The organism is Rhodococcus sp. 2H158, from assembly GCF_053764755.1.
This window is the reverse complement of sequence record NZ_JBSNCE010000034.1, coordinates 1-12,539: the sequence shown is the minus strand read 5'-3', so window position 1 is coordinate 12,539 and position 12,539 is coordinate 1. Positions and strand designations below refer to the sequence as shown.

Genomic DNA, 12,539 nt, shown 5'->3' with positions numbered 1-12,539 from the left:
ACAACGCGCTGGTCACTACGAAGTGGGAGAACCGGGCGGAGCGGACGCCGGCGCCGGCTCGGCGCCGGTGCGGGACATCTTGGCGACCATCGCTTGCTTGGCCGCAATCCGGTGTGGATGTGTCGCCGTGCGGTCGTACATTGCGGCTTCGGCCTCGAGCTGTTCCGCAACGGTATTGCGTGCTGCCATCCCCAACAGCTCCTTCACAGCCGGAACCGCGACGCCGGGTTTGGCCGCCAGCAACTGCGCGAGCTCCATGGACGAGGCCATGAGGTGATCCGGATCGACGACACGGTTGACCAGTCCCATATCGAGCGCCTCCGCCGGCCCGACCTTTCGGCCCGTCGTCAACAGTTCGAATGCGCGGCCGTATCCGATCAGACGCGGCAGAAAGAAGCTCGCGCCGGTGTCGGTCGCCAAGCCCACGTCCACGAATCCGGAGGAGAAGACCGCGTGGCGTGAGGCCACTCGCATATCAGCGACGAGAGCCAGGGAGAGCCCCGCGCCCAGTGCCGGACCGTTGACCGCGGCGATGATCGGCAATGGCAGCGTCGCCAGCCTGAGCATCGTCGGGTTGAAGACCTCGCGCATGCGGCGCGATCCGGGCTCGATCGGAAGCGGCTTGGCCTTGATGTCCCCCCCGGAGCTGAAAGAGGGTCCGTTACCGGTGACGATCACGGCTCGGACGGCGTCGTTCGGCATCGGAAGTGCATCGTTCAACGCAGTCATCAGCTCCGGACTCGTGGCATTGCGGCGATCCGGACGATTGAGGGTGATGACACGAACGGTGCCCTCATCCCTGACTTCGACGACGCTCATCTCCTACCTCCACCTTCTTCAACCTCGGACGATGCGGTTGACACCGGATAGACCGGCCCACAACGAATGTCACGTACGCCGGGCGGCCCAGCGCACGCCGTTGAACCACAGAGCCCGGATGTTGGGGTCACCGTACGCTCCCACGCCGTCTCCCGGCTGGATGTAGACGATCCGGCTCCGATCCTGTTCGCGTACCCACCCGACCAGGTTGGAGCCCTTCGGGTGCGTCCATCCCTCCCGGTCGAACTTGTGTCCGAGCATCGCACGGCCCGTGGAGAGGAAGTTCTTCGATCGGAAATCGAAGTCGCTCGTCACCAGCGGTGTGACCGAGTCTTCGAGTAGGGCAAACAGATACAACTCGTCGCGGATGCTGAACGTCGACTGCACTCCCCTGGTGACAGGGTGGTCGGACGCCACCACGGTGACGTTGTGCTGGGTGTCGTGCAGGTAGCCCGAGTCGGGCCAGTCGATGCCTCGGAGACTGCCGGGCCAGAAGTGGTACCGACCGCCGACCAACTCGGCGTACCCCTCCCACGCGGGCCAGGAGGCGAGCGCATGATGAAGGAAGACAAGCCCGACGCCGCGACGGGTCAGTTCTCCGAATCCCTCCTGGACACCCGGCGGCAATCGAGTCGGCTTCGCCGGCCCCCGCGGATCTACTCCTGGCATGTCGTAGAAGACGACGGCGTCGTACTCTGCCGCACTGCCGTCAGCGATGGCGTCGGTCGCAGACGGGTGTTCCAGGTGCGTGACGTGCAACCCGTGGTCGGACTGCCACGCCGCCAGGAACGGTTCCCGGTCGAACGCATGACCTCCCGTAATGAGCAGGACCTCGAGGCGGTCGGCGGTCTTCCGGTCTGTGTTTCCCAACTCTGTCTCGTCAGACACTCTGATCATCCTTGATCTTGTTGCGGAGCAGTTTACCCATGGTGTTTCTCGGCAATGACGACGCGATGGTCAGTGAGGTGGGCTTCTTGTACGAGGCCAACACAGGCCTGACGTGGTCCTGAAGCTCTTCGAGGCTGGGCGGATCATCCGGGTCCGTCGGTACCACGACCGCGCGCGGCGTCTCGACCCACTTCGGATGCGGAACACCGACCACGACGACTTCGGCGACCTTGGGGTGTGAGACGAGCGCCGCCTCCACTTCGGAGGCGTAGATGTTTTCGCCACCCGAGACGATCATGTCCTTGAGCCGGTCGACGACAATCAGGAAGCCGTCCTCGTCGAACCGCCCCAAGTCGCCCGAATGGAACCACCCACCGGTGAAGGCTTCGGCAGTGGCCTTCTTGTTTCGCCAATATTCGCGCATCACCGGCGGACCCTGGTAGACGATCTCACCGACCTCGCCCGTCGGGACATCGCGCAGGTCCGGCCCCACGACCCGCACCTGGATGTGGCCGACCGGTCGGCCGACGGTGTGGATCTTCGAGAGGGCGTACTCGGGAGCAAGCGAGCATGTGGTCCCGCTGGTCTCCGTCATGCCGAAATTGGCGTAGACGGGCACCCCGGGGAAGGTCTCCTGCATGCGGGCGAGAACCGATGCGGGAGGTTTGGACGTACCCCAGATCAACCGTCCCAGTGCGAGGTTGCGCTCTCGTACGCCTGGCACGTCGCAGACCTGACCCCACTGTGTGGGTGTGAGGAAGGCGGTGAACACGCTGTGTTTCGCCCAGAGATCGACCAGCGCGTCGGCCGCGTACCCGCCAGGTTCGGTGATCAGTGCTGGCGCTCCGAGCACGATCTGCTGGAGAATGCTGTTCAGACCGCCTGAGTGGAACATGGGCACGCCGATGTGACGCAGTTCGTCGCGACTGGTCATTCGCATCGCATGAAGGATGCCCAGGGTGTTGGCGACATATCCGGCGTGACCGAGAACAGCGCCCTTCGGCTTACCCGTGGTCCCCGAGGTGTAAAGGATGAATGCCCCGTCACGAGCATCGATGTTCACGACGAGCCTGTCCGAATTCGCCGCGGCGACGCACTCCTCGTACGACACGACGGACCGAATCGCCGGCGCCACCGATACAGCATCGGACCGGACACCGCCCCCGACAACCATGATGTGCTCGACTCCCGCGTTCGAGCCGATCCGATCCAGTTTGGCGAGATGGGCTGCGTCGACCACAACGACCACCGGCTCGAGGTCCGCCACGATGTAGGCGACTTCTGCCGCCGTCAACCGGTTGTTGATCGGCGCAGCCATGGCACCGATCCTCGGCGCAGCGAAGAGACAGATGGCATTCTCGATGCTGTTGTCCATGAGCATGGCGACGCGATCACCGTATCCGACGCCGAGTTCGGCGAGCACGCGAGCCAGCCTGGTGACGCGCTCATCGAACTCGCCGTACGTGAGGTGCCGGTCCCCGTCGGACACAGCCGGGTGGTTCGGGGACCGCTCCGCTGCTCGAACGAGATACCCGTCGATCACCAGTGGGTCCACGGCCTCGATCATCTGGCCTCCTCCATTCCGTCGTTGGGTTCTGTCAGAGCTGCACCGGTTCACCCGTCAGTACGACTTCGGCAGGCCCAGGACGGTGTCTGCAATGAAGTTGAGCACCATCTGATTGTTGACGGGAGCGATCTTGTGCGGGCGCAGCTCGATCCAGTGCCGACCGATGTGGTATTCCGTCGCAAACGAGTACCCACCATGGACCTGCATGGCGTTGTCTGCGGCCTTGAAAGCAGCTTCCGATGCGAGGAACTTCGCGGTGTTCGCCAAGCGACCGATCTCCTTGGCCGGAGCCCCTGCATCGTAGGCGGCGGCAGCTTCGCGAACGGCGAGTGCCGCCGCCTGCAGTTCGATGTACGACTGCGCCAACGGATGGGACACGGACTGGTTCTTACCGATCGGGCGATCGAACACCACGCGTTCGCCGGCGTACGTGACAGCACGCTCCAGGCACCAGCGCCCCATTCCGACACACTCCGCGGCGAGCAGGATTCTCTCGGTGTTGACGCTCGACAGGATCTGATAGAAGCCGCGCCCCTCGGTGCCGACGAGGTCGTCGAGAGGAACCTGCAGGTTGTCGAACCACACCTCGTTGGAATCGACCGCGTTGCGGCCGAGCTTGTCGATCTTGCGAATCGTCACTTCGGGCACGTGGAGATCCGCCATGAGCATGGTCAGCCCGTCGGCGGGCTTGGCGCCGTTCTCGCCGCGGGGAGACGTCCGGCAGAGCAGGAGAACCTTCTCGGCCCTTTGCGCGTGCGAGTTCCAGACCTTGGCGCCGTTGACGATGTAATGGTCGTCCTTTCGCTCCGCAGACGTGGCGATCCGGGTGGTGTCGGTCCCGGCGTTCGGCTCGGTGACACCGAAGCTCACGACGAGATCTCCGTCGATCATTCGCTGCAGATACCGGTCCTTGACCGTCTGGCTGCCGTACTTGATGATCGACGACAGAGCGATAGACGAGGAATGCACGGTGCTGCACGCCGCCGTAGCTCCCCCGCCCGCGCCGACCTCCTCGAGCATTGCCGCGGTTTCGCTGATCGTAGCGCCGCCGCCGCCGAATTCCTCGGGCACGGACATGGTCGTCCAGCGACCCTTGACGAACTCGTCGTAATACTCCTGCGGGAACTCTTCCTTCTTCTCCTTCTCCGACCAGTATTCGAGCGGGAACTTGGCGTTGATCGCTCGAATGGCCTCGCGGATGCTCTCGTGGCCCACTGTCGTGATGGGAAGGTGCTCGGGCTTGATGGTCATGTCGTCGACCTTCGGTGTCGGACCGCAAAGGCAGTCACGGATACAGGGTTCGGGGTAGGCAGTGGTTCACAGCGGGAAAGCGAAGAAGGGGCCTGCTCAGGTACGATCGCCGACGAACGCGGCGGCCTCTTCCTCGGTCAGATCTATCTGCAGGAAGCACATGGCATCGGCGAGGGCCTTTCCCTGGGGATCGAGTCGCAGCGTGCTCGTCCCGCCCTTGCCGAGAATGCCGTGTAGCAGGAAGTTCAATGCCTCGAGATTCGGCACTTCGTAACGGTCGGTCGACTTCGCCCGGTCGGAGAAGTACTCCTGGACCCGCGCGGCCGTGAGCTCGCGCACCAGAGCAGGATAGAAGACGGGCCGTCGCGCCGCGACACCGATGTTGGACATTCCGCCCTTGTCACCGGAACGGGCGTAGGCGATGTCACCCACGGCAACCTTCATCTGCAGCCTCCTTCAGATCGTCACAACGTCGGTCTTGACCAGATTGCGCGGCACGACCGTGGGCCAATAGCCCAATGTTTCGGACACCCGTGCCCGACCCGAGACGAGATTGGTCTTGCCGGGGGGGCCGTGGAAGACCGTGCTCAATTCCGCTACGGCCCGAGAGACATCGGCACGATTCCGGGAACGGAAACCGACGCGCAGGACAACCTCGTTCGGCTCGCCTTCGTACGTCTTCGGTGTACGGGGACCGTGGACGGCCCCCATGCCGATGAGATCGCTGTGAATGGGCTCGAGATCCAGGCACAGGCGATTGACTCGATGCGAAATGACATCCAGGGCCTTCTTCGCCCGCCCGGGAGCATTCGGGGCCGAATACAGAAACATCGACGTCGCCGAATAGCCATCTCGATACGCAGCCGAGACCTTCAGGGTTTCCGGTGGCGGGGAACCTGTGCAGCCGACGATCTCCACCTGGTCGTCACCGAGATCCGTCACCGTGAAGCTGGTCCAGTCACATGACACATCCGGGGTGAGATACGCAGTGGGGTCACCGATCTCGTACAGGAGCTGTTCGATGGTCGTCTCGCGATCGACCAGGCCGCCGGAGCCGGGGACCTTGCCGAAGACGATCCGCCCCGAGGCATCGACCTCGACGATGGGGAATCCGATGTCCTCCATCGCCGGAACTCTCTCCCACCCCGCCTGATGATTGCCGCCGGTGCTGTGAGCGCCGCACTCGATGAGGTGCCCCGCGACGATGCCGGCCGCCAGCCGGTCCCAGTCATCGGCGTGCCAGCCATGCTCGAAGCGCAGGGCCCCCAACGTCATGGACGGATCGGCGACGCGACCGGCGATGACGATGGTGGCACCGGACTCGAGTGCCGTGACAACCGGCTCGGCGCCGATGTAGGCGTTGGCGGAGGCAAGTTCTCCTCCGATCTCCTGCAGCGACTGGCCGGTCTCGGTGTTGTCGAGAGTTACCCCCGCGGCCTGCAGCTCCTCGATCCGTCCGAGAAGGTCGTCTCCGGTGATGGCGGCGATCTTCACTCGATCACGCAAACCCAACTCGTCTGCAACCCGCGCCACTGCCTCCGCGCACCCCAGGGGGTTGACACCGCCTGCGTTGCAAACGATCTTGACGCCCTTCTCGACCGCATCCGGGAGCACCGAACGGATCACATCGACGATGTCGGTCGCGTAACCTGCGTTGGGATCTCGACGGCGCTGCTTCTGCAGAATGGACATGGTCACTTCGGCCAGATAGTCCATCACCAAGTAGTCGAGATTGCCGTCTCGGACGAGACGAAGCGGCGCAGCGATGTCGTCGCCCCAGTAGCCCATTCCGCCCCCGATTCGTACGGACTTCACCAGCTTCACATCCTTCACCGCTTATCGAACTTGTGGCCGAAATTATTGCATGCATAAATGTCTGCATGCAACCGCTGGGCCGCCGTCACAGATGCTGGGGCTGTGAGCGGCGGGGCGGTGGTGAGCGACCGTGTGCAACCGGCACGAGGACCGGCACTTCGCAGGCAGCAGGGGCATGACGACACCCGGACCCCTGCCGTATCGGTATCGGGAAGAGACCGGAACCCTTGCGAATCGGATGATCTCAGGCATACGGGCCTGCTGGGATGCGACGGGCTGCGGCACTCGATCCATGTTGCCGCGTATCGGTTCTACAATGTCTGTGCCGCCCACCTGGTGCCGGAGGTCGACGTCCCGGTCCGCACCGCCGGGATCAGACGGGGTCCCCCCATCGTGGGGGTGCTCGCGACCCGCCCGATCACCTCGCGTAGCGAAGATTCCGGCCGAATCGTCGAGCACAGCGGGAGGGTCGCGTACCGAAAGAAGATGCACGGCATTGCGCACGCAGTCTGGGACCCGCCCGTCGGTGCGCTGCCACAGGTCCGGTGGCACCACTCATCGAGCAACGCGCCCGCTCGAGTCATGGACGTCAGCCGCCGAATCGAGTCTCGGCGGCGACCCCGCAGCGCCGAATCAACGCAGCGGGTGGCATCCCGGCTCGGTCCCTGTTCTGTGTGCGCGACAATTGTGCAGTCTCACCGCCCCTTCCACTGCGGCTTCCTGCCCTCCCGGAAGGCACGAGGCCCTTCGAGGGCGTCCTCGCTGGCATACACGTGCCTGAAGATCTCGGCGGCGATCTTCCCCGTAGCACCCACCCCAGCCTCCGCGCCCACCCTCATCAACCACTTCGAGGCGGAGAGCGAGAGCGGTGCGTTGTTCGCGATGGTCTCGGCGAGTTCCCACGCCCGTGGGATGAGTCGCTCTTCGGGAACGACCTCGTTGACGAGACCGACGTCGTAGGCCCTCTGCGCAGGTATAGGCTGTGCGGTGAGGAGGAGTTCGGCCATGATGCGCCTCGGAATCATGTTCACCAACGGGGCCGCCCACGGCGCGCCTCGGCTCCACTTTGCCTCGGAGATGCCGAAGGAAGCGTTTTCCGACGCGATGCACAGATCACCGAATTGCGCGAGACGGAATCCGCCCGCCAAGGCGTATCCGTTCACCGCGGTGATCACCGGCTTTTCGATGAAGTCATCGGGGCCGAAGTCTGCGAAGTAGTCCCGCGGTGGCTGCCCCACCCTGTTCTCCGCCAATTCCTTCAAATCTGCTCCGGCGCAGAAGGACTTGGTACCAGAACCAGTGATGACGGCAACGCGCAAGGAAGTATCGGCCGCGAAATCGTTCATTGCCTGGCTGAGCAGTCGGCGCAGCTCGCTGTTGACGGCATTTCGCTGCTCGGGTCGATTGAGTTGGAGAAAGAGAATTCCGTCCTTCTCCTCGCGGATCAACACGTCGGCCATCGGCTCGGCTCCTGTCATGATCGAGTGGGCAACGCCGGAGGGCGGACGGGCAGAGAATCCGGTCCGGCATATGAAGTGGTGAGCCATTCTGCGAGCATGGTCCGCACACCTGGACCACAGAGTTCCACCCAGATGCTCCCAGGGCCGGACAGGTATGCGATCCGGGGCGGACTCGCCGGCGGCATCATCCGGAGCGTGAAACCCGCCTGTTCGAGAGTCTTTGCCGTCGCCTCGACGTCTTCCGCCCAATAGCCGAGGTGGTTGAGATCGAGTGCGTCCGATCCCCAGATGTTCCCCTCGAGTTCTTGGATCAGCTCGAGGTAGGGCGGCCCTTGTTTGGTGTACGCAGCGAACATGTGTTCGGTCCGGCGGACGCCGTCGAGCACCACCTCCAGGGTGATGTCACGAACTTCCGTGAAGGTCGCCCCGGTTGCGCTGTATGCAGCAATGGCCTCGTGGATGTCCTCGACGACGACCCCGACGTGGAACAGGTCTGCCATCGGAAACTGCGTGTTCGGCATGAAAGGCAGCTCCGTTCGTGTTGTAGTGCGCACGCATCCCGGTCGGCGGGTGTCGAGACACGCCCGTCGACCGGAATGCTGCGGAGGAACGCGCGCAATCGGCCGGTGGTCAGTCCTTTTCGATCCACTTGGTCAGCGTGTGGTGGAAATGCCGGATGCGGCTCTCCTGGTACGACGCGAGCGGGATGCTGTCCTGAGTGCGCGACAGCGCTTTCAAGCCCTTCTGGACTTCGGGGACGTTGAGGGTGTCCTGGTTGATCGTCGATGCGATCCGACCCAGATCCTTCGCGTCCACCCAGTCCATACCCGGCTCCAACCAAGTGATCTTCGCCGGCTTGGGGCGCTCGGCACCGTCGGGGACGGGAGTCAGGAACATGACTTCGGCAATGCAGGAGTCCGGGTCGAGACCGTTGGGGCGGAAGCGATAGACCTGGTTGGTCTGCTTCTGGGACCACGGGAAGAAGTTGGGGAAGAGGAAGTACTCCAGGGCATCCACCAGGAAGTACGGGGGTGTGTCGCTCAAGTCCGCACCCATGGCGGCACCGACCGTACGCCGGATCTCCTCGGTGATCTTCTGACGTGCCGTCGTACCCTCGGGCAACGTCGTGTCGACGTCTTCCCTCTTGATGTCCTTCGTGCCCTGGACGCCGAGGCGCTCCTGGTAGAAGGTGCGCCCTTCGACGTAGTTGTCGTAGATGTCCTGTTCGTCGAGTCCGATGAGATTGGGGCTGGCGACGCCCACCGGCGTAAGCGTGCGGGCCACATTGTCCCCATAGAGGTCGACCTGAGTTGTGACGTCCCCAGCGCTCGGCGCCGACTGCGGGTGAGTCTGAGTCAAATGCCAGGCCTCCATGAAGGCTTCCTGGGCGACCTTCCAGTTGCATGGAATTATCTGCGCGACATGTGCCGTCTTCACTCGAGTTTCATACTCGGTGATCTTGAAATGCTCGGGCAGCACCTCGAGATATTCTTCGAGCGGCGCACAGTCGGGGTCCATGTTGATGAAGACGTAGCCGCCCCAGGTGCCCACCTTGGCCTGAGGCAGGGACATCTTGCCCTTGTCGAGATGTTTGAAGTCCCACTCGCATGGAAGATCCTTCAGGTCACCGTCGAGGTTCCAAGTGAGACCGTGGAAGGGGCAGCGGAACTCGGGCACCCGGCCGTCTCGGCTCCGCAAGGTTCGTCCGCGATGCAGGCAGGTGTTCTGCAGGGCCTTGATGGAACCGTCATTCGTACGGGTGACAATAAAGGAGTCTTCGACGATCTCGTACACGATGTGGTCGCCCGGCCTCGGGATGTCCTCTTCGCGGCACACCATCTGCCAGACCCTGCGCCACACGCGTTCCGCTTCCAGTTTGGCGAACTCCGGCGAGATGTAGCGTTCGATCGGAATGTTCTCATCCCCCAGGTCCTGCCAGGCGAGCTCCAGATACTCCGGAACCGGATGACCGTCGGACTCGAGGATGTCGCGGTAGCTCGGACCGGGCCGGCCTTCGACCTTCTTGGCGACAAGGTCGTCGATCGCCTGCTGTTCGGGCGTCACCGCGCGTGGGGTATTGTCCGTCATGGTCCTAACCTTTCTTGCAGGATGTGCTACCGGCAGCCATATGACCGCCCAGGGATGTCGGGTACGTCCCGTCCACTGGTCCTGGCTTCCGGTTCACCTCTGTGGGAATGCGATCCGCTCCGGCACGGCCGTCATTCGATTTCCGTCATTGCGTCGATGTATCCACAAGATCGACAGCCCTCGGGACTGCCATGCGTCGATCGGAAGCCGGAGCGTGGCTCGGCCGACACATCCTTACCGGTTCGCGACCGGCGTTTCATGCATTGCGGGGCTCACGCGTTTCGGGAGGCGGATTCTCGGCCGGGTAGGATCGTCCGACGAACTGGCACATGACCATTTCGGCGTAGTACAGCTCGCCCTCGACATACTCACCCTCGGAGGTGAACACCCCGGTCTCTCCCGTTGCGGCGCTCTTGACCTCGACACGCCCGTCCTCCCGAAGGGAGTAGACGTCTCCGGTCCCCGCATGGGTGAATTGCTTTGCCATTACTCTCCTCCTGTGCTCTCGTGCATCTTCTGCACGGCGCCTGTCAGTCCCCGCTCGCGGGCGGCTTGACGCCGGTCTTGCGAACTGTTGCTTCACCGCAGACGAGGGCCTGACAAGCCAGGCGCACTCCGGCGTGTACTCCGCCGACCGTGCTCTCCAGATCCTCCAGGCCTTCCTGTTCCCAGTCGTCGGGCTCTTCGAAGCCGTCCGCGCCCTCGACGACCTGCATGTAACACGTGCGGCACGATCCCAGGCCCTGACACACAGTCGGCCACCGATACCCCGCCTCGACCGCCGCATGGAAGACGCTCTTTCCCTCCTCCACTTCGATTTTCACGCCGAGCGGTAGAACGGTGATGATGGGCACAGCCAGCAACCTCCTCGAATGATCTTCGTGATCGACCGACGCCGGCCGAGATCTTCTCGCACGGGGTCCACTCTCGACGACCATCTTGCATGCAAAATTTGCGGATCGCAAGGGACGTTCGTCCCGTTGTCTGCTACAACGGAGCGATGTCGCACACGAGCACAGAATCCATCCCTTCCCTTCGCCACGTACTGTCCGTCGACTTCGACACCGAACGGACGGCATCGCCCGGGCATCCGGAGGGCAATCGGTATCTGCTGACTGCGACGGGAGGACGATTCCGTGGCGAGGGACCCGACGGGTTCTTCCACGGCGTCGTGAACAGCGCATCAGATTGGGTGACGCAACATCCCGACGGCTCCATGTCCCTCGACGTTCGCGCTCAGCTCCAGACATCCGACGGCACCGTGATCTTGATGACGTACGACGGCGTGAGCGCCGACGGGCAGGTTCACACCGCTCCGCGGTTCAGCGCCCCCTCGGAGTCGGCATTCGCGTGGATGAACCGTCTCGTTTGCATATCCGTCGGGACCGTCCGTAACGGCGGGGTCTCCTACACGGTCTACACACTCGCCTGACGCATCTCGCCCGATCCGGTCGCCGCGAAGGTGGAATCGACCGTCCCACGCGGGCGGATATGAGACTCTCGGCCCCATCAGCCGCAACACCACGTCCGTCCTCCGAACCACCGAAACCGAGCAGCACAGTCGAGTGCATACACGTGAACCCGGCCACAACCGCCGGGGAACCCGAACCGACCTGATGCGTTTGCATAATTTTTCGGATAATATTCGTGCTATTCGACGTCCGCGGCACCTTGGAGATGGGGAATTGAACACCATGAACGACACGGCTGCGGCGGATCCTCTGGTCACTTCGCTGTACGACCTCATTCGTACCGGCGAACTCTCACCGGGTCAGCGAGTGGATCAGCGGGCCGTCTCCGAGCGACTCGACGTCAGCCGGACACCACTTCGCGAGGCACTGCGCGCCCTGGCATCCGATGGCGTCCTGGTGCGCACGCCCAATCAGGGATACGCCGTCGCCAAACTCTCCGCCGGCGACCTTCTTCAGTACTACGCGCTTCGCACCTTCCTCGAAAGCGAGGTGCTGCGGTCGATCGCATGGCCCGACGAGGCGCAGCTGCAGGAACTGCGCGATGCGAACAAGCGCTGTCACGAGTCCGCAGAGTCAGGATCGATCGACAACCTGGTGAAGGCGAACCGAGAGTTTCACTTCATCATGTTCTCGTGGTCTCCCTTGAACATCCTCAAGGCCGAGATCGAGCGGGTCTGGAGAGTTTCCGACCCCTATCGAAGCCTGCACCTGTCGAACACTGAGCGTCGCCGCAGGGTCACCGAGGACCACCAGAAGATGATCGAAGCAATTGAGGCGAAAGACGCCGAGCGACTCGTCTCGCTGATGGATGCCCACCGCTCGACCAGCCGCCAGATGCTGCAGGACATGCTCGGCTCGTCGCTCAGCCAAGCCCTGCTCTCCCTTCCCCAGTCCTCGCCCCCCGCCGCGTGAGCATGTCGGTCTGACCATCCGAATCGCCCGCGCCGTGCCGATGGCGACTCGCGCGCCGATCCTGTCCTGACCCGATCCCTTACCCGTGCGGAGAGGTCCCGCACGGGCTTCCGTCGCATGCATCTGCAGGACTCGACGAAGATCAGGACCGAATCCCGTGGTGAAGGGCTTTCACTCCCTGATGCGCCCGCCCCATCGGCATCGAGGTGAGCACGGGACTACGATTCCATACACGCGCACCGTGGCCTCGGCTGCGATCGAAACGAT

Annotated in this window: 13 protein-coding genes; 2 read left to right on the top strand and 11 right to left on the bottom strand. The window is 63.4% G+C overall.

Going from position 1 to position 12,539, the window contains the following annotated elements; genetic code table 11:
- Window positions 1–15 precede the first annotated feature (15 nt).
- The 11 genes from ACWPOB_RS25085 to ACWPOB_RS25035 all read right to left on the bottom strand — a co-directional run bounded on the left by ACWPOB_RS25085 (window position 16) and on the right by ACWPOB_RS25035 (window position 10,742).
- Window positions 16–819 carry an enoyl-CoA hydratase/isomerase family protein gene (locus ACWPOB_RS25085; protein WP_377439039.1) on the bottom strand — a complete coding sequence of 268 codons (804 nt, stop codon included), beginning with the start codon at window positions 817–819 and terminating at the stop codon, window positions 16–18.
- Window positions 820–888: 69 nt separating this feature from the next.
- On the bottom strand, window positions 889–1,707 hold the full coding sequence (locus ACWPOB_RS25080; RefSeq protein ID WP_455402479.1) for a ThuA domain-containing protein: 819 nt from the start codon (window positions 1,705–1,707) through the stop codon (window positions 889–891).
- A complete protein-coding gene (locus ACWPOB_RS25075) occupies window positions 1,700–3,274 on the bottom strand; it encodes an AMP-binding protein (RefSeq protein WP_455402478.1) in 1,575 nt (524 codons plus the stop codon). Before ACWPOB_RS25075 ends, ACWPOB_RS25080 begins: the two co-directional genes overlap by 8 nt.
- A 54-nt stretch (window positions 3,275–3,328) precedes the next feature.
- A complete protein-coding gene (locus ACWPOB_RS25070) occupies window positions 3,329–4,525 on the bottom strand; it encodes an acyl-CoA dehydrogenase family protein (protein WP_100054887.1) in 1,197 nt (398 codons plus the stop codon).
- A 96-nt stretch (window positions 4,526–4,621) separates the two neighbouring features.
- Window positions 4,622–4,969 carry an AtuA-related protein gene (locus ACWPOB_RS25065; RefSeq protein WP_072636785.1) on the bottom strand — a complete coding sequence of 116 codons (348 nt, stop codon included), beginning with the start codon at window positions 4,967–4,969 and terminating at the stop codon, window positions 4,622–4,624.
- A 12-nt stretch (window positions 4,970–4,981) separates the two neighbouring features.
- Window positions 4,982–6,349, bottom strand: coding sequence for an acyclic terpene utilization AtuA family protein (locus ACWPOB_RS25060; protein WP_377439031.1), 1,368 nt, complete (start codon window positions 6,347–6,349; stop codon window positions 4,982–4,984).
- Window positions 6,350–7,035: 686 nt separating this feature from the next.
- The gene (locus ACWPOB_RS25055; RefSeq protein WP_455402477.1) at window positions 7,036–7,800 is read right to left on the bottom strand and encodes an enoyl-CoA hydratase/isomerase family protein; all 765 of its coding nucleotides are present in this window, start codon (window positions 7,798–7,800) and stop codon (window positions 7,036–7,038) included.
- A gap of 14 nt (window positions 7,801–7,814) precedes the next feature.
- A complete protein-coding gene (locus ACWPOB_RS25050; RefSeq protein ID WP_100054888.1) occupies window positions 7,815–8,321 on the bottom strand; it encodes a VOC family protein in 507 nt (168 codons plus the stop codon).
- Between the two features lie 109 nt (window positions 8,322–8,430).
- Window positions 8,431–9,888 (bottom strand): aromatic ring-hydroxylating oxygenase subunit alpha, encoded by a 1,458-nt coding sequence (locus ACWPOB_RS25045; RefSeq protein WP_100054889.1) that lies wholly within the window; start codon window positions 9,886–9,888, stop codon window positions 8,431–8,433.
- Window positions 9,889–10,144: 256 nt separating this feature from the next.
- Window positions 10,145–10,375, bottom strand: a complete 231-nt coding sequence (locus tag ACWPOB_RS25040) for a hypothetical protein (protein ID WP_072636789.1) — start codon at window positions 10,373–10,375, stop codon at window positions 10,145–10,147.
- Between the two features lie 43 nt (window positions 10,376–10,418).
- Window positions 10,419–10,742, bottom strand: a complete 324-nt coding sequence (locus tag ACWPOB_RS25035) for a 2Fe-2S iron-sulfur cluster-binding protein (RefSeq protein WP_206003395.1) — start codon at window positions 10,740–10,742, stop codon at window positions 10,419–10,421.
- A gap of 89 nt (window positions 10,743–10,831) precedes the next feature.
- Between ACWPOB_RS25035 and ACWPOB_RS25030 the strand changes: the two genes are divergently transcribed.
- The gene (locus tag ACWPOB_RS25030) at window positions 10,832–11,320 is read left to right on the top strand and encodes a DUF3237 domain-containing protein (RefSeq protein ID WP_455402476.1); all 489 of its coding nucleotides are present in this window, start codon (window positions 10,832–10,834) and stop codon (window positions 11,318–11,320) included.
- Between the two features lie 262 nt (window positions 11,321–11,582).
- Window positions 11,583–12,272: a GntR family transcriptional regulator gene (locus tag ACWPOB_RS25025; RefSeq protein ID WP_072636819.1), complete on the top strand. Its 690-nt coding sequence runs from the start codon at window positions 11,583–11,585 to the stop codon at window positions 12,270–12,272.
- Window positions 12,273–12,539 lie beyond the last annotated feature (267 nt).